A 21336-nucleotide genomic window follows, 5' to 3' on the forward strand; every position below is an offset into this window, starting at 1 on the left:
TCCCTTTTCGGACGTTCAGGCTTCCGCCTGTTGGCCGCCCTGGTAGCTGTCGAAGATCGCGCCGAAGATGAGCTGGCCGGCGCGGGCGCGGAAGTCCTCGTCGTCGAGGAAGGCCTTGAGCAGCGCGGCTTGCCGGTCGCGGTCGCCGTCGACGGTCATGGCGGCGTCGATAAGCATGCCGTCGCGGTCGCGCACGAAGTCCTCGCGCGAGTTATTGGCCGCCTGCTCGGCCAGGCCGGGCTCCTTGTCGCGGATGGTGTCGCGGACGTCGGTGGCCACCTTGAGCATGTCGGTGTCGCCGAGGTCTGCCCCGTAGCGCTCGTTGAACAGCTCGACGAGCTCGCCGAGCAGCCCCATGGGAATCTCGCCTCTGCCACCGGCGCCCGTGCCGTCTCCGGTGATGGCCTTGAGCGGTTCGACGTCCTCGTCGCCGAGAGCGATCTTCTCGGTGCCGACCTCCTGCAGGCGGTAGTGCGTGAGCACCACGTCGCCGGCGAGATCCAGGCCGCCGTCGGGCGTGTCGGACGCCAGGCGCTTCATGAGGACCTTCGAGAACTGGAAAAGCACCTCGGTGCGCGGCGGGATGTACGGCAGCGCCTGCGAGAGGAAGCCGTAGAAGCGCACGAAGCGGTTGAGCGCCTCGCGCAGCGCGAAGCGCGTGTCGGAGTCGAGATCGCGGGCGGCGTCGTAGGCGGCCTGCGTGGAGGTCGACAAGACCGCGTGACGCTTGTCCTCGTCGATCTCTTCCAGGCGTGCCCACGCGGCGGCGAAGGCGTCGAGCTCGGCGTCGTTAATGACGCCGAAGTTCGTGACGGTGTCGGCAGCGTCGAAGAGCACGTTGGGATCCGACGGGACGCCCTCGGTGCGGCCGAAGAACGGCTCGAAGGCCTTGCGGATCTCCTCGCCCGTGTTGCGGAAGTCGAGGACGTAGACGGAGTCCTTGCCGCGGTGGGAGCGGTTGAGCCGTGACAGGGTCTGCACGGCGTTGACGCCAGTCAGCTTCTTGTCGACGTACATGCCGCAGAGCTTTGGCTGGTCGAAGCCGGTCTGGTACTTCTCGGCGACGACGAGCACCCCGTAGGCGGGCTTGTCGAACTCCTCGGGAAGCTTGGCTTCCGGCAGCGGCTTGCCGCCCTGCTTGTTCATCTCCGGCTCGGTGTAGGACATGCCAGCGTTGTCGGCCTCGACGTTGCGGACGGTCACCTCACCGGAGAAGGCCACGAGTGTCTTGACGTCGTCATGGCCGTGGCGCTCGATCTCCTGATCGAGCGCGCGCTTCCACTGCACGGCCTCCTCACGGCTCTCGCAGACGACCATCGCCTTTGCCTCACCGCCGAGCAGCGGCCGCACGACGCGCTTGAAGTGGTCGACGACAACGGCGGCCTTCTGGCTCTTGACGTACGGGTGCAGCTCGGCGAAACGCGCGAGGCGCGAGCTGGCCTGCCCGGCGGGCACCTCGAGCTCCTTGCCGGCCTTGTCTTCGAGGCGGCGCAGTTGCTCGTAGGTCGTGTAGTTGGCCAGTACGTCGAGGATGAAGCCCTCCTCGATGGCCTGACGCATCGAGTAGGTGTGAAACGCCCGCAGCTGGCCCGCGGCATCACGCGTGCCGAACAGCTCGAGCGTCTTGCCCTTCGGCGTGGCGGTGAAGGCGAAGAAGGAAAGGTTGGGCTGCTTGCCGCGGGCGGCAAGCCGGGCCAGCAGCGCCGGCGGGGTGCCGTCGTCTTCGTCGAGGTCGAGGTCCTCCGGGCGCAGCGCGCCGAGCGCCTCCTTGAGGTCGGTGGCCGACTCGCCGGTCTGCGAGGAGTGCGCCTCGTCGACGATGACGGCGTAGCGCTTGTGCTTGAGCGCCTCGTCGTCCAGAGCTTTCAAGACGAACGGGAACTTCTGCAGCGTCGTCGTGATGATCTTCGCCTGCTCGGAGCCCAAGGCGTCTTTGAGCTCCGACGAGCCCTGCGTCACCGAGCGCACGACGCCGGCGACCTGCTCGAACTGCGCGATCTGCTCGCGCAGCTGCCGGTCGAGCACGCGACGGTCGGTGATGACGATGACCTTGTCGAAGACCTTCGAGTCGTCGTCCTGGTGCAGCGTGGAGAGGTCGTGCGCCAGCCACGCGATCTCCTTCGTCTTGCCCGACCCGGCCGAGTGCTGGATCAGGTAGTTCTGACCGGCGCCATGGACGCGCGCGTGCGCCTGGCAGCTGACGACGACGTGCCACTGGTGGTAGCGCGGGAAGATGACCGTCGGCCGCGAGCCCTTCTTGGCCGGGTCGGCCGGCTCGACGTGAACGAACTTCTGGATGAGCTCGAGCCAGCGGTCTCGGTCCCACACCTCCCGCCACACGTACGAGGTCGGGTGCCCGTCCGCCACGCCCGGGTTGCCCTTGCCGCCCGGCTCGCCGGCGCCGCCGGAACCCTGGTTGAACGGCAGGAACGCCGTACGCTTGCCCTCCAGGCGCGTCGTCATGAACGCCAGCTCGGCGTCCATCGCGAAGTGCACGAACGCCCGCCGCGCGAAAAGCGTGTTCCTCGGGTCACGGTCCTCGCGGTACTGCTTGATCGCGTGCTCGACCTGCTGGCCGGTCCAACGGTTCTTCAGCTCCGCCGTTGCCGTCGGAACGCCGTTGACGAACAGCACGAGGTCGACCGACTCCCCGGACTTGGGGTCGAAGCGCACCTGCCGCACGACCCGCAGCAAGTTGGCCGCGTAGCGCGCCTCCGTGTCGGGATCGATGCTGTGCGCCGGCCGCAGCTGGCAGAGCGAAAACGAGACACCGCGCTCGCTGAAGCCCTTGCGCAGCACGTCCACCGTGCCGGCCCGGTCCAGCTGCGCGGCCAGCCGCTTGAGCACCGCCGAGCGAGCGGCCGTCTCGCCGCCGGTGAGCTTGTGCAGCCGCTCCCACGTCTTCGGTTGCGTCTCTGAGAGGAAGTCGACGACGTCCTCGGCGTACAAGCCGAGCTCGGCGTCGTAGCCCTTGGGGTCACCAGCGACCCAGCCGCCGGCGCCGGTGAGCTCCGCGACGATGAGGCCCTCGAAGTCCTTCTCGGCCGACGGGATGGTGGTGGTCACTAGTCAGCCTCCTGCTCGGGGAGCTGGACGCGCAGGTCTGCGAGCGTCGGGCCGGTCGGGCCGACTCGCCATGACACCCACCCGTTCGCGGCCTTGAGGTCGAGCGCCTTCTGCGCGGCCGTGCTCGGCGATGAGTACGTCACGCCATCGACGACGATGTCGCCAGAAGTCGTGACCATGGCGGTCGCCTCCTTGCCGGCCCGCTTGAAGTGCAGCTCCGCGCCGGCGCGCAGCAGGCCAGCCGCGACGAGGTCCGCGACCGTGCCGGGCACCGCGGTATTTGTGCGCTTGGCGCCGGTCGCTGCCTCGGACGCCTCGGTGGTGGGCGCGTCCTTCAGCAGGTCGAGCCCGGCCAGGCGCAGCGATGCGAGAACGCTCGGGACGAGGGCGTCGAGCGCGAGCATGTGGTGGGGCGGCAGGGTCATGTCCTGGCTCTTGAGACCCTCGATGACGGTCAAGCCGGGCAGCGCGCCGAGCTCGCTGGCGACGCGACCTTCGAGGTAGCCGATCTCCGCGCTGTTGAAGCCGTGCGACGCGTCCCGCTTGACGAGCACGCCGCGGCGCCAGTCGAGCTTCGGCCTGCTGCGGTGCTGGAACAGCCGGCCGCGAAGGTCGACCGCCTGGCCGACGTAGACGTTGCCGCTGCCATCGTCGGTCAGCAGCACGTAGATGCCCGGCTGCTTCCACTCCTGTGGCAAGCCCTCGAGGTCTCGCCGCAGCGCGTAGGCGACACGCAGCGCGTGCACCGCGAGGTCGGCGACGACCGGCGCCGTCGGGTCGGACGGCACCTGTACGTTGACCGGGACTACGGGTGCGCCGCTCACGACGTCAAGACCTCCGGGGCCTCACCCTCGCGCACGGCTTGGAGGTTCTCCTCCATACGCGCCTCGCTCATCTTCGAAACGTCGAGCTTGCCGGTGACCGCCTCGGTGATGAGCGAGTCGCGGTAAGCGTCGACGCCCTCGAGGAGGGCATGCAGCTCGATACCGAGGCGCGCGGGTCGCTCACGATCCTGTTCGATCCGCCGAAGGACCTCGCGTTGTTCCTCCACAGAGCACTTCGGGATGGTCAAGTTCTTGACGAGCTCATGGTTCAGCTTCGGCATCGAGCCAGCCGAACCGGCAGCCGCGGCGGCAATCTGGCCTCGAACAGCGTGCGCGTTCAGCGCAGCAACGACGAAGGACGGCTCCCACATGATCGAGTCCACCACCAGCCGGTACAGGAGATCCGACAGCATGAGGCGGGGTCGGCACCTCTCGACGAGCGCGCAGCTGCCCACAAGGTCGCGGGTGTTGGCTCGCGACATGAGCACATCGCCAGGGGCCACTTCGAGCTCCGCCCGAGGCGGAACACCGAGGGGCAAGGCCTTGTGTTCGTCTACGAACCGTCCGCCGTTGACGCATCCCAGTTTCAGAACGCCCCATTCGTCCGGCCCGGCCTCCCGGTTGTCGCACTGAGGGCTCCAGCCTTGCTCGATCCGCTTCAGGGCGAAGCGCAGCCGAACGCGCCGGAGCTCCGCGGTGCGGTGGTCCACAGAGCTCCGCAGCTCCTCCGCGACGGTCTTGAGCGCGCTCTCTACCTCGGCCCAAATCTCGGCAAGACGCGCACACTCGCGGTCAAGGAAGTCTGCGATGGCGTTCTGCGAGGCACCGTCTGGGAACGGGAACGTGACAGCACCGAGCCGTTCGGCGCTGACCTCCTGAAAAGTCGTTCCGGTTCCGGCGGCGCGCATGTGTTCGAGTCGGACAAGGCCGGCGTATCGCACGAAGCGAGGGTCGACATCCGCGCGCGGGACAAGGGTCTTGCATCCCTGGTTAGTCGTGCACTCGCGAGTGGTCAGTGCGACGTTGCCGATGGGCGCCCGCGACGTGAAGACCACCGAGCCAGCTGGGATGCGAACGGTGGCGCAGCTCTCAGCGCCTTCCTCCGTCAGTGTCCGTCCGGAGTCCCCAAGGACGCCACCGTGAACGGCCGACACGTCCGTCGGCGTGTACCACGTCACCGGTCCACTCCAGTTGCGCTCGTCTGCGCTCGGCGTGGCCCCGCCGACGATGCGACCGAAACGCTTGAGTGGCAGCTCGGGGAAGGTCACACCAGCACCTCCTCGAGCAGCTGTCGGATGCGCGCCTCGCGCTCACGGAGTTCGGCCTTGATCTCCTCGCTTGGCCGCGGGGGCGTGTAGCGGTAGAAGAGGCGGGTGAAGGGAATCTCGTAGCCGACCTTGCCGTCGGGGTCGGGGGTCCAGGCGTCGTCGGAGTGCGGGAGGACCTCGCGCTCCAGGTAGTCGTGCACGTCGTCGGTGAGCGGGACGTTCTCGCTGTCGCGCAGGTCGGGGTCGGCGACGACGCGGCCCTTGCCGTCCAGGACCGGGTCGGCCTCGGGGTCGCGGACCATGCAGCGGGCGACGAGGGCCTTGACGAGTGGCGCCGGCGGCTTGGCCATGCCCTCGTCGATGAGCGCTTCCTTGACGAGCTTCTTGAGCGCGTCCTCGCCGCCGGCCACCTGGCCGTCGACGAGCCCGGTCATGGCTCGGGCGACGACCTCGCGGTGCTCGTCGGGGAGCTTGGCGAACGCCTTGTCCTCGGGCAGCGGCGACCAGGCCGCGGAGTCGAGGACCCAGCGGGCGCGCAGGGGCCGCTCGACGGCGATGGTCCGGTAGCCGAACTGCTCGACGGAGACGAGCTTGACGTGTTCGCCCTCCTCGAGCGCGCCGTGCAGGCGGGTGATCTCGGCGATGTGCTCGTCGGTGAGGAAGCGTCTCTTCTCGCCAAGGCTCTTGCGCATCTTCGCCCACATAGAGCGGGCGTCGATGAGCTGGACGATGCCCTCGCGCTCGGGCGCCTTGCGATTGGAGATGAGCCAGACGTAGCTGGCGATGCCGGTGTTGTAGAAGAGCTGCTCAGGCAGGGCGACGATGGCCTCGAGCAGGTCGTTCTCGAGCAGGTAGCGGCGGATCTCCGACTCGCCGGAGCCGGCGGCGCCGGTGAACAGGGGCGAGCCGTTGTGGACGATGGCGATGCGGCCGCCGCCGTCCTCCGGAGCGCGCATCTTGGAGACGAGGTGCAGCAGGAAGAGCAGCTGCCCATCGGACTTGCGCGGCAGGCCTGGGCCGAAGCGCCCGTCGAAGCCCTTGACCTCGTGCTCCTCGCGGACGGCCTCCTCGACCTTCGACCAGTCGACGCCGAAGGGCGGATTGGCGATGGCGTAGTGGAAGCGCTCGCCCCTGTGACCGTCCTCTGACAGGGAGTTACCGTGGACGATGTGCGTGGCGTCCTGGCCCTTGATGAGCATGTCGGCCAGGCAGATGGCGTAGGACTCGGGGTTGAGCTCCTGGCCGTAGAGCAGGACGTCCGCCGTCGGGTTGTAACGGTGGATCTGCTCTTCGAGCTCGGAGAGCATCCCGCCGGTTCCGCACGCGCAGTCGAAGACGCGCCGGCGCACGCCCGGTTGGCGCAGGACGTCGTCGTCGCCGTCGAGCAGGAGGTTGACCATGAGCCGGACGACCTCGCGCGGTGTGTAGTGCTCGCCGGCGGTCTCGTTGGAGGCCTCGGCGAAGCGCCGGATGAGTTCCTCGAAGATGGCGCCCATGTCGGCGTTGGAGACGCGGTCGGGGTGCAGGTCGACCTCGCAGACCCGGCCGATGACCTTGTAGAGGAGGTTCGCGCCCTTGAGCCGGTCGATCTGGCCGTCGAACTCGAACTTGTCGACGACCTGGCGGGCGAGCGCCGAGTAGCCGTCGATGTAGGAGCGCAGGAGGTCGGCGATGTTGCCCGGGTCGTCGAGCAGCTGGTGGAAGCGCAGCCGGTGGCGGTTGAAGACGTCGAGGTTCGCCACCGAGCGCAACGCGAGCTCGAGGTTCTCCACCCCTGCTGCCTCGAGCTGGGCGGCCCGTTCGATGACGGCGTCCCGGGTCGGCTCCATCATCTGATCCAGCCGGCGCATGACGACCAGCGGCAAGATCACCTTGCCGTAGTCGGCCTGCTTGTAGTCGCCCCGCAGCAGCTCGGCGATGGACCAGATGAGGTTCGCGTGGTTTCGCACCTCGGTGCTCATCGCGCCCTCCGGCAGCCGGCTGGTCTCCTCGTTCGACACGTCATGCCTCCAACATCACTCGGCGCGCAGCCGCCGAGCACCGTTCTTGAGTTGCCCGTCCGCTACGGAGGGTCGCAGCTTGACCGCTACACCTGACGTCAACCTGGATGACACCCGGCTTGCCGCGAGAGTGTCACCCGGCGGCGCCGGGGTCCTCGGGGTCGTCCCACCACGGGCCGTTGCCCGCTTCGGCCACCTCTTCGCGGGTGGGCGGCTCGGTCATTTGCCGCGGATTGAGCTGATGCCACTCCCTGAACCACCAGGGCTGAGCGATGCGGCCGGGTTTGCAGCCGAGGACCTGCGCGAGGTTCGCGAGGAGCTTGACGTTGGGGACGTGGACGTCGCGCTCGATGTTGTAGATCGTCTTCGTCGACACCCCGACGAACGCGGCCAGTTGCTCCTGGGACAGGCCACGCAGCCTGCGCATCCGTCGTAGGGGGTGGTCTGGTGGTTCGGCCATCGACCTGTCGAACAAAACCGCATCGCCGCCCGCTGCACAATCGCGTCAGCAGCTAGCTGATGAACCCAGGCTGGGCGCGCGTCGCGGCCGCCAGGTGGCCGAGTGAGCCTGGCATCAGCAGGCATCTGCTGATGCCAGGGCGATGGGCGTGTCGCCGGATGTCTTCGGGACATGAACGACGACTTCCAGCTCCCATCGATCCCCGGCATGGAGCCCGTGTGCTTCCGCATCGGGATCGCGAACTCAGCCCCCGAGCAGGCAACGGCGGAAGCCGTCGAGGCCCTGCTCGCCGTGATCCTCGATGGCGAAGACCCGGATGCTGCGGCGTCGCTTTGGCGGCGCACGGGCGCCCGTTCGTGGGAAGCGGCGTTCCCGCACTCTGCAGGGCCCGAGGCCGCCTCGGAAGCGCCGCCCGCCTCGGTTTCCCGCCGGGAGCAGGACGAACACACGTTCGCATCGGTTCCGTCCGACGCGTGTCAGAAGCTGACTTCCGATTCCGACCTCTCCGCCGCGATGACTCAGCCGCCCACGACCGCCCCGCAGACACCGCCGAACCGCGACCGGGGCGGAGGTGGGCGGTCGTGAGGAGCCGGCGTCCCAAGCCGTTCCAAGCGCCGCTGCGCAAGGACCCGCTCGTCTACGACCGGCAGGTCAAGGCGTGGGCCAAGCGCCTGCTGGCCGGTGTCGACGTCGACCCCGACGATCCCGCCCACCGCGCCGAGCTCGAGTTCGTGCTTACCGAGGTCACCCAGCGACGGCGCGCGTCGGGCACGACCGCCGCGACGACGCTGCAGCAGCGGATCCAGGCGTCGTTCCTGAAGCACCTGGAGCGCTACCACCCGGTGTGCGCGGCGCCTGAGCTCGACGACGAGCTCGAAGACCTCCGTCTCGTCCTCGAGATGCCGCGCCTGCAGCAGCTGTGGTGCGAGTGGCCCGACCCGCCGCGCGGTCGCTCCGGCCCGAAACCGCACTACGCGTGCGCCAAGGCAGTGCTCATCGTCTTCGGCTGGACGGAGGCAGGTGATCTCGAGGAGGCCTACAACCGCCTCACGCACCGCGCGCAGCTGCGCGTGCTCTTCGAGTCGCTGGAGCGGATGCGCGAGGGACGCGCCGTCCCTCACCTCCCCGGACTGGGCGCCTCGGCAGCCGAGCTGAAGATGGCCAGCTACCCGACGGTCGCTCGCCAGCTGCCGCTGGTCGCCGAGACGCTGATGCCGCTCGTCGATGCCTGCCGCGTCGACCTGCTGCGCGAGCTCGTCGGCTACTTCCCGGACGCGCCCATCGGCGAGGTCCTGTCCATCGACGGCACCGACCACCCTCTGTGGATTCCGCAGCGCGGATACAAGGAGGACGACGAGCGCGAACAGAAGCTACGCGAGCGCGTACCCAACGCGCGCTTCCGCGCCTGGGGCGACGACAGCAAGGGCGCCGGCGGCAAGAGGGAGCTCGGCCGTGAGGACAAGGTGACCGTCACGGGCTTCAAGAAGAAGTGGCGCGGAACCTACGAGCTGCCGCTCTGCGACCTCGTCACCGGTATGCCGGTCGTCCGCCGCTCGCAGACCGAGAACGAGCACTTCGGCCTGGTGCCGCTGCTCAGCGACCTGTACCGCCTGTGGCCGGACGTCGGCCTGCAGATCGTCACCGGCGACTCGGCCTTCGATCAGGCCATCTCCCACCGTCTGCTGGTGGTCAACTACGGCGTCCAGGGCTGCTTCCCGCTGCACGACAAGCGCGGCGACCGGCAGTTCCCGCCCGGCGCCAGCAAGAACGGCAGCGTATGGGGCACCGATCCGAACGGCCGCCTCTACTGCGGGATCTGCCGCAAGCCGATGGACCTCAACGAGCAGTCGCTCTTCCCGCGCCGGTACCGCGTCGACGGAAAGGTCCAGGTCGACGAGCACGGCAACTCGCGGAACCTCTACGCCGGCGTCGAGAACGAACCCGACAAGCATCGCGTCCGCGCCACCTGCGCCGATCACGGTCGGCCCGGGGTCTCCATGTCCGCCAACTGGAAGTTGCTCGGTGGCCTGCCGCACTACCCGGAGGGACGCCCTGACCTCTACGGGAAGCGTCTGGCGATCATGGCGCGCCGTTCGATGTCGGAGACCTACAACTCGCGCCTGAAGACCGCTCGGCGCATGTGCACACCGGGCCCGGACCGCACCCGCCACAACGACCCACGCACGCTCAACGCCCTGCTGGAGATCGCCGCGCTGAGCTTCGTCGCCCAGCAGGTCTACGACGAGCGCCGCCAGCGCGGCATCTCCGGCCGCTTCGGCCTGCCGGCCACCGGCAAAACCCCGCCCGCCGCGCTCGCCGTCGGTGCACCACACGTCGCGGCGTGACCGAGCAGGCGGAGTACCCGACGGCGCGCCGGTTCCAAGGTCGTCGCGAGACGCGTCCGGGCTGCCGACCAAGCTGCCCCGTGATGTCCGAGCCGTTGAGCCTGCGCGTCGGCTACCCAGTGCCGACGGAGCAGCACGCCGCCGTCCTGCTCTCCATCGAGACGGTTCTCGAGCTCGCCGGGCCACTTGCCGAGGTGCGGGTGCCAGGCGAGCCGGGCGCCGTCTTCCTCGAGGACTGGCAAGTCACGCGAGCCGCCCTGATGGCGCGGATGGCCAGCACGCTGCGCCACATCAGCTACCTCGTACCGTCGATGTCGCGACTCGACGGCGCGGCCCTCTGCCGCACCCTCGTCGACCACGTCATCCACTACGCGTGGATCAGCGCCGACCCGCCCGCGCGCCTCCCGCGCTTCCTGCGCAAGACGTACAACTCAGCGCTCAGCAAGCACGCCCGCTGGGCGGAACGCGGGGAAACGCTGCTCACCCCGGAACTCCACGCGCACTACACCGCGTTCATAGCGACCCACCCGGAAGGACCCGGGAAGCTGCGCCCCATGGCAGCCACGGTCGACACCAACTGGCTGAACGACGTCCGGGCCGCCGCACCAGCACCACTGCAGATGGTGTCCATGTCCGAGCTCTACGAGTGGGTCTACGACCCGTTCGCCGACCTCGACCACCCGAGCGCCGCCGCGCTGCAGAGCTTCGTCCACCTCGACCCGAACGGCCCGGCGGCCTGGGTCGATGGCGAGCCCGAGCGTGACGCCGTCACGGACATGCGCCCGTTCTGGCTCGCGGTCTGGGCCATCATCTGGGCGTTGACCGTCGCGGAGCTGACGCAGGGTCGGCCGGGCCGGTCGGCCCTGCAGGCCGCGATCCAACGCGTCCGTGCGTTGCGCGAGTACGACCGCCACGGACTCCTCGACGTCCGCACGACAGCCGACGGGATGGTCATCGGCCTCGTCGCTGACGCCGACGAGCAGATCGCTGCCATCACACGCGCGAACGGATGACCAACGCCGACGCTGCTTGACCGCCCGGCGCCGGGCCGTCGAGACTGCGCGGCTGTGAGCAACCCCGCTAGCGACGAACCGAGCCCAGACCCGGCCTTCGACGCCGACGACCTCGCACGCATCGTGCGCACCTACGGCTACTCCGGCCGGGACGTCTGGCTCATCGTCGCGCAGCTGCTACGCCACCCGCCCAACCTGGCTGCCATGGCAGACGAGATCGACGCCATCGCCGCCGGCGTTGACGCCATGGGACCGTTCGAAGCTGAACTGGCAGCCTTCGAGGCCGGGCTCGCCGACCGCCTCCGCGCCTCCCACTGACCGACCCAGCGGCCCGGCCGGCCGTCCTCACGAAGCGTCCCCCTCTTCCCACAGCGGTACTGACCATCGTCACCGCAACTCGAGAACAGCGGCCCATGGGGGCGAACTCGAGAACAAGAGAGCCGCCTATGGGGCGGCTCTCACAACCTGCCTATTTGCAGGGACTTCTCAGCGCCCGAACTTGAGAACGAACCCGAGAACAACCCGGCGCTACTGGATCTGGTCGTACACCTTGAACAGCGGCAGGTACATCGAGATCACGATGAACCCGACCATGCCGCCGACGATGACGATCATCACGGGCTCGAGGATCGAGGTGAGCTGCTTGACGGCGGCGTCGACCTGGTCCTCGTAGAAGTCCGCGATCTTCGAGAGCATCGTGTCGAGCGCGCCGGTCTCCTCGCCGACGCCGACCATGTGGCTGACCATGCCCGGGAACACCGGGGAGGTCTTCAGCGGCTCGCTGATCATGCCGCCGGCCTTCACGTTGGCGATCACGTCGGTCATCGCCTTCTCGACGACGAAGTTGCCCGCGGTCTTGCCGGTGATCTCCAGTGCCTGCAGCAGCGGCACGCCGGCGCTCACGAGCGCCGACAGCGTGCGCGACCAACGGGCGAGCGCGACCTTCTGGACGATGTCGCCGATCTTCATCGGCACCCGCAGCTTGAAGCGGTCCCACTGCGCGCGGCCGGAGTCCGTGGACTTCCACTTGCGGAACGCGAAGACCGCGGCGACCGTCACGCCGATCATCGCCCACCAGTAGCCGGTCATGATGTCCGACAGCGTCACGGTGAACTTCGTGATCAGCGGCAGGTCGCCGCCGAACTGCTCGAAGACGCCGACGAACACGGGCACGAGGAACGTCACGAGCGCGATCAGCGTGATCAGCGCGAAGCTGATCACGACCGCCGGGTAGGCCATCGCCGACTTGATCTGGCGGCGCAGCGCCGCGTCCTTCTCGAGCTGGTCGGCGACGCGCAGCAGCGACTGGTCGAGGACGCCGCCCGTCTCCCCCGCGCGCGTCATCGCGACGAACAGCGGACCGAACACCTTCGGGTGGCGCTCGAACGCGTCGGACAGCGGCAGGCCGGCCTCGACGTCCTTGCGGACCTGGACGAGCGTCTCCTTGAGCTTGTCGCTCTCGGTCTGCGCCTCCAGCACGTAGAGCGCGCGGAGGATCGTCATGCCGCTGCTCACCATCGTGGAGAGCTGGCGGGTCATGATCGTCAGGTCGTCCGGCTTGACCCGGTCGAACAGCTTGATGTTGATCTCGCGCGAGCGGTGCTTGTCGGCGATGTCCAGGACGATCAGGCCGCGCTGCTTGAGCTGGTCGCCGACCGCCTGCTTGCTCTCGGCCTCGACCTCACCCTGGGCCTTGGCCCCGGTGACGTCCATCGCCTTGAAGACGTAGGTGGCCATGCGCTACGCCGCCATCGAGGACCCGAAGCCGCCGCCGAGCAGCCGGCGCAGCTCGTCGGGCGTGGAGGACCGGGTCTCCGCGACCCGCTGCGTGATCTTCCCGGAGCGCACGAGCCCCGCCAGGGCCGCGTCGAGCGTCTGCATGCCGTGCGCGCTGCCGGTCTGCATCGCCGACGGGATCTGGTGCGTCTTGCCCTCGCGGATGAGGTTGCGCACCGCCGGGGTCGGCACGAGCGTCTCGCACGCGACGACGCGCGCGGACCCGTCCGCGGTCGGGATCAGCGTCTGCGTGATCACGCCCTGCAGGGCGATCGACAGCTGCACGCGGATCTGCTGCTGCTGGTGGGGCGGGAAGACGTCGATGACGCGGTCGATCGTCGACGGGGCGCTCTGCGTGTGCAGCGTGCCGAAGACGAGGTGCCCGGTCTCCGCGGCGGTCAGGGCCGTCGAGATCGTCTCGAGGTCGCGCATCTCGCCGACGAGGATCACGTCGGGGTCCTGGCGCAGCGCCGCCTTGAGCGCCGCACCGAAGGACTGCGCGTCCCCGCCGAGCTCGCGCTGGTTGACGATGCACTTCTTGTGCCCGTGCAGGAACTCGATCGGGTCCTCGATCGTGAGGATGTGCTCCTCGCGCGTGTCGTTGATCTCGTCGATCATCGACGCCAGCGACGTCGACTTGCCCGAGCCGGTCGGGCCGGTCACGAGCACCAGGCCGCGCGGCTTGGTGCACAGGTCGTGCACGACGGGCGGCAGGCCGAGGTCGTCGATCGGCACGATCTGCGCCGGGATCAGGCGGAACGCGGCGCCCAGCGCGCTGCGCTGGAAGTACGCGTTGACGCGGAACCGGGCGTGCCCGGGGATCGAGTACGCGAAGTCCAGCTGCCAGTCCGTCTCCAGCCGCTGGCGCTGGTCGTTGGTGAGGATCGAGTACACGATCTCCCGCGTGTCGGTCGCGTCGAGGACCGGGTAGTCGTCCATCGGCGTCAGCCGGCCGCGCACGCGCACCATCGGCTTGCTCGCCGCGGTGAGGTGGAGGTCGGAGGCGCGCCGGTCGAGCACGTCCATCAACAGATCCGCGAAGTCGAACCGCATCGTGCCGGTCGTATCGGCGCACCGCGGGCAAAGCTGAAGCCCGGCCCGCAGGACCGGTCGTCCGTCCGCCGGTCAGCCGACGAGCTCGCGCAGCAGCCGCGCGACGACCGCGTCGGCGTCCTCGCACAGCCCCGTGTGCACGGGGCCCGCCTGCACGATCGTCGAGGACGGCGCGACGAGCCAGTGGAACCGCTCGGACCGCTCCAGCGCCGCGACGGCCCCGGCGGTCGGGTCCCCCGCGGCGACGCGCGCGAGGCCGTCGAGGTGCTCGCGCAGCGCGTCGAGGTCGAGGTCGGGGGCGAGCGCGCGCAGCCGCGCCTCGTCGAGGCGGATCGCGACCTCCAGGAACCGCAGGCGCCGCGCGTGCACGACCACGCCGACGTTCAGGCGCTCGCCGCGCTCGATCGACGGCACGACCTGCAGGACCGCGTACTGGAAGACCTCAGGCACCGGTCCGCGCCTCCTCCGCCCCCGCCACCCACGGGCGGTCGCCGTCCAGCCGCGCCAGCAGGTCCTCGACGTAGAGGGCGGCCGGGACGTCCCCGAGCCAGTCGGTCGGGACGAGCCCGACGACCCGCTCCAGCAGCGCCCGGTCGACCCGGGGCCGCAGCCGGCCGTCGGCGTCGGCGATCGACGCGGCGACCGGCAGCAGCACGTGCTGGGCGCTCAGCGGGAAGCGGCCTCCGCCACCGCCCAGCCCGTCGGGCTGGTGCTGGCGGTACAGGGCGGCGCCGTGGTCGATCAGCCAGGGCGCCCCGTGCCAGACGACGAGGTTCGGGTTGCGCGGGGTCCGGTCGACGTTCTCCGTCCAGGTGTCGAACCAGACGATGTCCGCGGCCTGCTCGGGCGTGGGCTGCACGCGACCGACCGGGGTGTACGGCAGCGCCCCGGGAAGGAAGTCGAGCCCGAGGTTGAGGCCCGCACTGGCCTGCAGCAGCTCCTGGATCTCGGGGTCGGGCTCGGCGTGCGAGAGCTCGACGGGCAGGTCGACCAGGGCGAGCTCGGGCACCGGCAGGCCCAGCGCGCGGGCGAGCTCACCGCAGATCACCTCCGCGACGAGCGCCTTCGGCCCCTGCCCCGCCCCACGGAGCTTCGTGACGTACAGGCCGTCGTCGCTGGCCTCCACCAGGGCGGGCAGCGAGCCGCCCTCCCGCAGCGGGGTGACGTAGCGCGTGGCGGACACGGTGCGCAGCACGCCGCGAACCCTAGTCGGGAGGCGAAAGGGGCAATCCCCCGATGGCACCCCGGCAGCGCGGCGGCAGGCTGCCCACCATGCTCTCCACCGCCTCCTCCACGACCACCATCGCGGCGCTCGCCGCCGCGCTCGCGCTCATCCCGGCGACCGCCGCCCACGCCACGACCGTCGAGGTCCGGGGCGACAAGGTCGTCGTCACCGGCACCGAGGGTCCCGACGCCATCGATTACCAGATCTACGACGGGCTCCTGTACGTCCGCGGCGCCCCGATGATCGCCCGCGCGGGCTGTAGCGGGGACGAGCACGAGAAGGAGGTGACCTGCCCGATCCCGTCCGGCGGGATGACCGTCGACCTCCTCGGCGGCGACGACCGCGTGAACGGGAACCTGTACGAGACGACCGCGCCGTTCGCGACCGTGCACCTCGGCCCCGGCAACGACTCCCTCGAGACCACGGGTGCCGACGTCGTCTTCGGCGGCGACGGCAACGACGAGCTCGTCGGGTGGCGCGACGGCATGGACAACGTCTTCGACGGCGGCTCCGGCAACGACAAGCTCACCGGCGGCGGCGGCGCCGACGTCCTGCGCGGAGGTGACGGCAACGACGAGCTCGTCGGCGAGGGACGGACCACCACCCGCAGCGCCGACGTGCTGGACGGCGGCGCGGGCGTCGACAAGGTCGTCGACTGGATGCACCAGGACGCCTACGACCTGAGTCCGGCCACCGTGACCCTCGACGGTGTCGCCGACGACGGCATCGAGGGCGAGCAGGACAACGTCACGAACGTCGAGGTCGTCCAGAGCGGCAGCAGCGTCCGCTTCCGTGGCACGGACGCCGCCGAGCAGATCCTCCCGACCGAGGTCGGCGGCCACGGCGAGATCCTCGCCTTCGGCGGCGACGACGTCGTCCGGGGCACCGACGGCGACGAGGTCATCGACGGCGGAGCCGGCAACGACGACCTCAGGGGCGGCTACGGCAACGACACGATCACCGGCGGCCCCGGCCGCGACCGCATCGAGGCCGACCGCACCGGCCGCTGCAACGAGTACCACTGCGACCTCTCCCCCGGGTCCGCCGCCGACACCGTCGACGCCGTGGACGGCGAGGCCGACACGATCTCCTGCGGCCCGGGCGTCGACGCCGTCAGGGCCGACGTCATCGACACCGTGGCCCCGGACTGCGAGACCGTGACGCGCGTCGGCGGCGCCGCAGGCGGCGGCGGCACCCCGGGCCAGAACCCCGATGTCCCGGCTCCGGGCAGCGGCGGCGGGTCGGGCGCGAGCGGCGCGAAGATCACCGTCGCCGGCGCCCGCTCGCTCAGGACGCTGCGCGCCAAGGGCCTGGCCCTGAAGCTCATCGGGCGCAGGGCGGGCGAGAAGCTCACGGTCAGGGCGCTGCGCTCCGGGAAGACCGTCGCCACCGGCAGCGGACGCGCGGACGCGGGCGGCACGGCGACGGTCACCCTCAAGCTCACCAAGACCGGGCGCCGCGCGCTGCGCACGGCGAAGCGCGCGACGCTCACGGTCGTCGCCGGCAGGACCCGCGCATCCGTGACGCTGGGGCGCTAGAGGACCTGGCCACGGTCACGGCCGCGCGGAGCGGGTTTCCCTCCTGGACGAGGGGGTAGCCCGAGGGTGAGCAACGCAAGGAGTTCCCCCATGGCACCCGTCCGGCAGTACGCACACGTCAAGGTCCGGGAGGTCCGTCGGGACCGTACCCGGGACGAGCTCTACGACGAGGCCCGCGAACTGGGCGTCGACGGCCGATCGAACATGACGAAGGACGAGCTCGTCCGCTCGATCGCCGGCCGCAAGGCGGCCCGCACCCGGGCGACCCGCAAGCGGCGCGGCTAGTCCCCGCCGCGCTCAGTTCGTCCCGGTCACGCGCGCGACCTCGGAGATCGAGGTGCGGCCCAGCCGCACCTTCTCCAGGCCGTCCTCGCGCAGCCGCCGCATCCCCTGGGCCACCGCGGTCTCGGCGATGCGGTCGGCCGAGGCGCGCGCGATCGTGAGATCGCGGATCTCCTCGCTCATCGCCATCACCTCGTAGAGGCCGATCCGGCCCTTGTAGCCGGTGTTGCCGCAGCGCGCGCAGCCGACGGGCTCGTACCCCTCGACGTCCGCACGGGCCGGGAAGCCGCTGTCGCGGAGCACCTCGCCGCTGAGGATGACGCGGCGCTTGCAGTGCGAGCAGAGCGTGCGCGCGAGCCGCTGCGCGACGATGCAGTCCAGGGCGCTCGCCACGAGGAACGGCTCGATGCCCATCTCGATCAGCCGCGTGATCGCCGTGGGCGCGTCGTTGGTGTGCAGCGTCGACAGCACGAGGTGGCCGGTCAGCGCGGACTCGACCGCGATCTGCGCGGTCTCGCGGTCGCGGATCTCCCCGACCATGATCACGTCGGGGTCGGCGCGCATCATCGACCGCAGCCCGGTCGCGAAGCTCAGGCCCGCCTTCGGGTTCACCTGCACCTGCGTGATGCCGGTGAGCTGGTACTCGACCGGGTCCTCGATCGTGATGATGTTCTTGTCCGGCGTGTTGACCTCGCCGAGCGCCGCGTACAGCGAGGTCGACTTGCCCGAGCCGGTCGGCCCGGTCACGAGCACCGCCCCGTAGGCCTGCTGGTAGGCGCGACGGAACCGCTGCAGCTCCCCCTCCGCCATGCCGAGCTTGTCGAGCTCCATGACGACGCTCGACTTGTCGAGGATGCGCATCACGATGCTCTCGCCGTGCACGCTCGGGAGCGTGACGACGCGCAGGTCGACCGCGTGCCCGTCGATCGTCAGGCCGACGCGACCGTCCTGCGGGACGCGCCGCTCGGCGATGTCGAGGTCGGACATGATCTTCACGCGGCTGATCACGCCGTTGACCATCCGGCGCGGGACCGTCGTCGTCTCGGTCAGGACCCCGTCGACGCGGAACCGCACGCGCAGCTGGGTGCCGTCCGGAGAGAGGTGGATGTCCGAGGCGCCCTGCTCGACCGCCTGCGCGACGATCTGGTTGACGAGCTTGATGACCGGCGCGTCGTCGGCCGACTCGCGCAGGTCGACGATCTCCGCGGCCCCGGAGGCGTCCTCCTCGTCCTGCGCGAACGTCGCCGAGGCGACGACGTCGTCCAGCCGCGTCAGGCGCGACACGAGCGCCCCGATGTCCTCGCGGCTGGCGACCGCCGCGCGGACCTCGTAGCCGGTCATCAGCGCGATGTCGTCGACGGCGAGGACGTTGCTGGGGTCGGCCATCGCGACGAGCAGCCCGCGGTCCCCGAGGAACGCGACCGGCACCGCGTCGTAGCGCTTGGCGGCCGCGTTGTTGATGAGGTTCGCGGCCCCCATGTCGACGGAGAACGCCGTGAGGTCGAGGTGGTCGAGGCCGAACCGCTCGGCGATCGCGCGGCTGAGCGCCTCCTGCGTGATCGCGCCCTGGTCGACCAGCACCTGCTCGGGCGTGACACCGGAGCTGCGCGCCGTCTCGATCGCCTGGTCGACGCGGTCGCGGTCGCACGCCCCGATCTCGACGATCACGTCGGTGAGGAACCGGCCCGTGCCGCCGCGCGTGACCGGCCGCGTGATCCCGTCCCAGCCCGGGCCGCGGGACGGCTCGGACCCTGCCGGGGGGTCGGCGTCCACCGGTCGCAGGTGCGCGGGTTCAGGCATCTGGGCTTGGTCTGGTGTCTGCAGGTCCACGGGCGCCTTCCCGCATCGCGTCGAGCGGTGCCGTCGTCCCGGTCCAGCGCTCGAAGCTCAGGGCTCCCTGCCGGACGAGGATCTCCAGCCCGTCGACCACGACGCATCCGGCCCGTCCGGCCGCCAGCAGCAGCTCCGTGCCGCCCTGGCGGTAGACGAGGTCCGCGATGCAGCGGAAGTCACCAAGGCCATCGGCATTCACGGGCAGATCCTTGAACGTGCGGGCCGGATCGTGCAGTCCGACGGCGGTGCAGTTGACCAGCAGCTCCGCCCCGCCGGACGGGATCGCGGTGAGCGCCTCGACGTCGAGGTCGGCCGCCAGCTCGCGCGCGCGGTCGGGGCTGCGGTTCCAGACCGCGGTGCGGGCACCGGCCTCGCGCAGCGCCCACACGACCGCGCGGGCGCTGCCGCCGGCGCCGAGCACGATCGCGCGGGCGCCGTCGAGCGCGAGGTCCTGCGGCAGGGCCGCGATCGTGCCGGGCGCGTCGGTGTTGTCGGCGTGGATCGCCCCGTCGGCCCCGAACGTCAGGGTGTTCGCGGCCCCGATCGCGCGGGCGCGCGGCGTCGCGTCGGTGGCGAGCGCGAGCGCCGCCTCCTTGTGCGGGATCGTGACGTTCGCGCCGACGAACCCGGTGGCCGGCAGCGCCCGGACCGTCTCGTCGAACAGCGCGGGCGGCACCGGCAGCAGCTGGTAGGTCCAGCCCCGGGCGTCGAGGCCGGTGCGGCGCAGGGCCGCACCGTGCATCGCGGGCGAGCGGGAGTGCGCGACCGGCCAGCCGAGGACACCGAGGCGGGGCATGCCGCGGACCCTACGCGCGGCGGGCGCTCAGCAGCGGCTCGGGTCGCGGCCGCCGCGCTTGTCGCGCTCGCGGTTGTAGGCGGCGACGTCCTCCTGGAACTCCGCGTCGGTGGCGCTGAACGCGTGCGCCCCGTTGCCGCACGGCTTCACCACGTAGTAGAGCGCCTTCGTCTTCGCGGGCTTCGCGGCGGCGCGCAGCGACTTGATCCCGGGGTTGCCGATCGGGCCGGGCGGCAGTCCCTGCCGGGTGCGCGTGTTGTAGTCGCTGTCGATGTTCAGCTCGCTGACCTTCAGCGGCTGCGTCCACTGGTTCAGGCGGAAGCGGATGGTCGCGTCGATGCCGAGCGGGATGCCCTGCTTCAGCCGGTTGTAGATGACGCCGGAGATCAGCGACCGCTCCTTGTCCAGCGCGGCCTCCCGCTCGATCATCGAGGCGATGATGAGGACGTCGTAGGCGCTGAGGTTCTTCGCCCGGGCGGCGCGCAGGTCGAGCGTGGCGAACTGCTCCTGGAAGGCCTCGAGCTGCTTGACGACGAGGTCCTTGACGTTCGCGCCCTTGCGGAGCTCGTAGGTGGCCGGGAACAGGAACCCCTCGAGGTCGCGGACGCCCGACGGCGCGCCGTACAGGCGCCGCGGCGAGAAGCCGTCGACCTTCTTCGTGGCGTTGAGGTAGCCGCCGCGCAGGCCGGACTCGCGGATGATCGGGACGGTCTCGCGCCGCGAGCGGCCCTCGGGCACGGTGACCGTGATCGTCCGCACGACCGGGACGGGCTTGGTCAGCTCGGCCAGTGCCGCCTCGTAGGTCATGCCCTCGCGCAGCGTCGTGAACGTGGCGGCGCGGAGCTTGTCGCGGTCGCCGCTCATTCGGGCGCGCAGGCTGAAGAAGAACCCGGAGTCGACGACGCCGCGCTCGGCCAGCAGGTCGCCGATCTCGCTCGCCGACGCGCCCTCGGGGATGCGCACGGTGACGCGGTCGCCGCCGTCGCCGGCGAACGGCTGCCAGAGCGCGTTGGCGAACCAGGCGCCCGCGCCGATCACGAGCAGCAGGACGACGCCGACGAGCCGCACCGCGAGGCGGCGCGGGCGACGGAACGCGGCCGCGGGCGCTCCCGCGGGACGCGCGGGGCGGGCGGGAGCACCCGGCGTACCGGCCGCGGCGGCGGCCTGCGCCTCGCTGACGCGGCGCACCCCGACCGGGGCGTCGTCGTCCTCGTCGGCGTAGCGGGCGCTCGCCGGGAGCGCGTCGTGCTCGTCGGTGAAGATCCGCTGCGGCCGGCGGGGCGGCGGGGGCACGGAGGAGCGGCGCCGGGCCGGGGCGATCGGGGCGGGCTCCGGGGTCATCGGCGGCGCGGGCTCGTCGCGACCGAACGTCGGCTCGGGCCCGTCGGCGACGGGCGCGCGGTCGGGGACGTCCCAGGTGCCGGTGTCCTGCGCCCACTCGACGGGCTCGGGCTCGCGTCGCGCGGTGGGCTCCGGGGCCGGCGGGACGGCGGGCTCGGGCACCGGGGGCGGGGTCGGCTCACGCTGCTCGCGCGCGACCGGCGGCGCGGCCGGCGCGGGCGTGTCGGCGCCGTCGAACCAGTCGGCCTGCGGTGCGGCGGTCGGCGGCACCTCGGCGGCGGGCACGGGATCGGCCACGGGCGGCGCGGTCGGCTCGGCCACGGGCGGCTCGGGCGCGGGCGCCGCGGCCCGGGCCGACGCCCCGTCGAGCTCCGCGAGGCGGGCCAGCACGTCGGCGGCCGGCCGCTCGCCGGCGCGCTCGGCGCGCCGCACCTCGCGCTCCAGCCGGGCCCGCTCGCGCTCGTGCGCGTCGCGCGGCCCCCCGCCGGTGTCGCCCTTGCCTCCGAACAGGCCCAT

Annotated in this window: 18 protein-coding genes; 6 read left to right on the forward strand and 12 right to left on the reverse strand. The window is 70.9% G+C overall.

The genetic code is table 11. The features are described from left to right. Positions 1 to 15: 15 nt before the first annotated feature. The 5 genes from C7Y72_RS14180 to C7Y72_RS14200 all read right to left on the reverse strand — a co-directional run bounded on the left by C7Y72_RS14180 (position 16) and on the right by C7Y72_RS14200 (position 7585). Positions 16 to 3066, reverse strand: a complete 3051-nt coding sequence (locus C7Y72_RS14180; protein WP_107569856.1) for a type I restriction endonuclease subunit R — start codon at positions 3064 to 3066, stop codon at positions 16 to 18. After that, positions 3066 to 3854, reverse strand: coding sequence for a restriction system modified-DNA reader domain-containing protein (locus C7Y72_RS14185; protein ID WP_199223974.1), 789 nt, complete (start codon positions 3852 to 3854; stop codon positions 3066 to 3068). Before C7Y72_RS14185 ends, C7Y72_RS14180 begins: the two co-directional genes overlap by 1 nt. A 32-nt stretch (positions 3855 to 3886) precedes the next feature. Then, positions 3887 to 5158, reverse strand: coding sequence for a restriction endonuclease subunit S (locus C7Y72_RS14190; RefSeq protein WP_107569858.1), 1272 nt, complete (start codon positions 5156 to 5158; stop codon positions 3887 to 3889). After that, positions 5155 to 7158, reverse strand: a complete 2004-nt coding sequence (locus C7Y72_RS14195) for a type I restriction-modification system subunit M (protein ID WP_199223975.1) — start codon at positions 7156 to 7158, stop codon at positions 5155 to 5157. Before C7Y72_RS14195 ends, C7Y72_RS14190 begins: the two co-directional genes overlap by 4 nt. A 133-nt stretch (positions 7159 to 7291) precedes the next feature. Next, positions 7292 to 7585: a helix-turn-helix transcriptional regulator gene (locus C7Y72_RS14200; RefSeq protein WP_158276866.1), complete on the reverse strand. Its 294-nt coding sequence runs from the start codon at positions 7583 to 7585 to the stop codon at positions 7292 to 7294. Positions 7586 to 7789: 204 nt separating this feature from the next. Here C7Y72_RS14200 and C7Y72_RS14205 point away from each other — a divergent pair, with 204 nt between their 5' ends. The 4 genes from C7Y72_RS14205 (at position 7790) to C7Y72_RS14220 (ending at position 11294) form a co-directional block, all read left to right on the forward strand. Then, the gene (locus tag C7Y72_RS14205; RefSeq protein WP_107569860.1) at positions 7790 to 8203 is read left to right on the forward strand and encodes a hypothetical protein; all 414 of its coding nucleotides are present in this window, start codon (positions 7790 to 7792) and stop codon (positions 8201 to 8203) included. After that, positions 8200 to 9963, forward strand: coding sequence for a hypothetical protein (locus C7Y72_RS14210; RefSeq protein ID WP_107569861.1), 1764 nt, complete (start codon positions 8200 to 8202; stop codon positions 9961 to 9963). Before C7Y72_RS14205 ends, C7Y72_RS14210 begins: the two co-directional genes overlap by 4 nt. A gap of 83 nt (positions 9964 to 10046) precedes the next feature. Continuing rightward, the gene (locus C7Y72_RS14215; protein ID WP_146175390.1) at positions 10047 to 10976 is read left to right on the forward strand and encodes a hypothetical protein; all 930 of its coding nucleotides are present in this window, start codon (positions 10047 to 10049) and stop codon (positions 10974 to 10976) included. Positions 10977 to 11030: 54 nt separating this feature from the next. After that, entirely contained in the window at positions 11031 to 11294 is a 264-nt protein-coding gene (locus C7Y72_RS14220; RefSeq protein ID WP_107569863.1) for a hypothetical protein, read from the forward strand. A 210-nt stretch (positions 11295 to 11504) separates the two neighbouring features. Here C7Y72_RS14220 and C7Y72_RS14225 read toward each other — a convergent pair whose 3' ends face one another. From C7Y72_RS14225 to C7Y72_RS14240, 4 genes are all read right to left on the reverse strand, one after another. Beyond that, positions 11505 to 12713 carry a type II secretion system F family protein gene (locus tag C7Y72_RS14225; protein ID WP_107569864.1) on the reverse strand — a complete coding sequence of 403 codons (1209 nt, stop codon included), beginning with the start codon at positions 12711 to 12713 and terminating at the stop codon, positions 11505 to 11507. 3 nt (positions 12714 to 12716) lie between these two features. Next, positions 12717 to 13805 (reverse strand): type IV pilus twitching motility protein PilT, encoded by a 1089-nt coding sequence (locus C7Y72_RS14230; RefSeq protein WP_107569865.1) that lies wholly within the window; start codon positions 13803 to 13805, stop codon positions 12717 to 12719. Positions 13806 to 13877: 72 nt separating this feature from the next. Continuing rightward, positions 13878 to 14255, reverse strand: coding sequence for a DUF3037 domain-containing protein (locus C7Y72_RS14235; RefSeq protein WP_107569866.1), 378 nt, complete (start codon positions 14253 to 14255; stop codon positions 13878 to 13880). Next, positions 14248 to 15000, reverse strand: coding sequence for a HipA family kinase (locus C7Y72_RS14240; RefSeq protein WP_107569867.1), 753 nt, complete (start codon positions 14998 to 15000; stop codon positions 14248 to 14250). The genes C7Y72_RS14235 and C7Y72_RS14240 overlap by 8 nt, the downstream gene beginning before the upstream one ends. A gap of 77 nt (positions 15001 to 15077) precedes the next feature. Here C7Y72_RS14240 and C7Y72_RS14245 point away from each other — a divergent pair, with 77 nt between their 5' ends. Together C7Y72_RS14245 and C7Y72_RS14250 are read left to right on the forward strand one after the other, a co-directional pair. Beyond that, entirely contained in the window at positions 15078 to 16568 is a 1491-nt protein-coding gene (locus C7Y72_RS14245; RefSeq protein WP_107569868.1) for a calcium-binding protein, read from the forward strand. 90 nt (positions 16569 to 16658) lie between these two features. Then, positions 16659 to 16853, forward strand: a complete 195-nt coding sequence (locus C7Y72_RS14250; RefSeq protein WP_107569869.1) for a Rho termination factor N-terminal domain-containing protein — start codon at positions 16659 to 16661, stop codon at positions 16851 to 16853. A gap of 12 nt (positions 16854 to 16865) precedes the next feature. Here C7Y72_RS14250 and C7Y72_RS14255 read toward each other — a convergent pair whose 3' ends face one another. The 3 genes from C7Y72_RS14255 to mltG are packed head-to-tail and all read right to left on the reverse strand — an operon-like array spanning position 16866 to position 21336. Beyond that, a complete protein-coding gene (locus tag C7Y72_RS14255) occupies positions 16866 to 18650 on the reverse strand; it encodes a GspE/PulE family protein (RefSeq protein WP_107569870.1) in 1785 nt (594 codons plus the stop codon). Beyond that, on the reverse strand, positions 18643 to 19479 hold the full coding sequence (locus C7Y72_RS14260) for a shikimate dehydrogenase family protein (protein WP_107569871.1): 837 nt from the start codon (positions 19477 to 19479) through the stop codon (positions 18643 to 18645). Before C7Y72_RS14260 ends, C7Y72_RS14255 begins: the two co-directional genes overlap by 8 nt. Positions 19480 to 19506: 27 nt before the next feature. Beyond that, entirely contained in the window at positions 19507 to 21336 is a 1830-nt protein-coding gene (gene mltG / locus C7Y72_RS14265; protein WP_107569872.1) for an endolytic transglycosylase MltG, read from the reverse strand.

The sequence above is a fragment of the Paraconexibacter algicola genome, from assembly GCF_003044185.1.
GTDB lineage: Bacteria > Actinomycetota > Thermoleophilia > Solirubrobacterales > Solirubrobacteraceae > Paraconexibacter > Paraconexibacter algicola.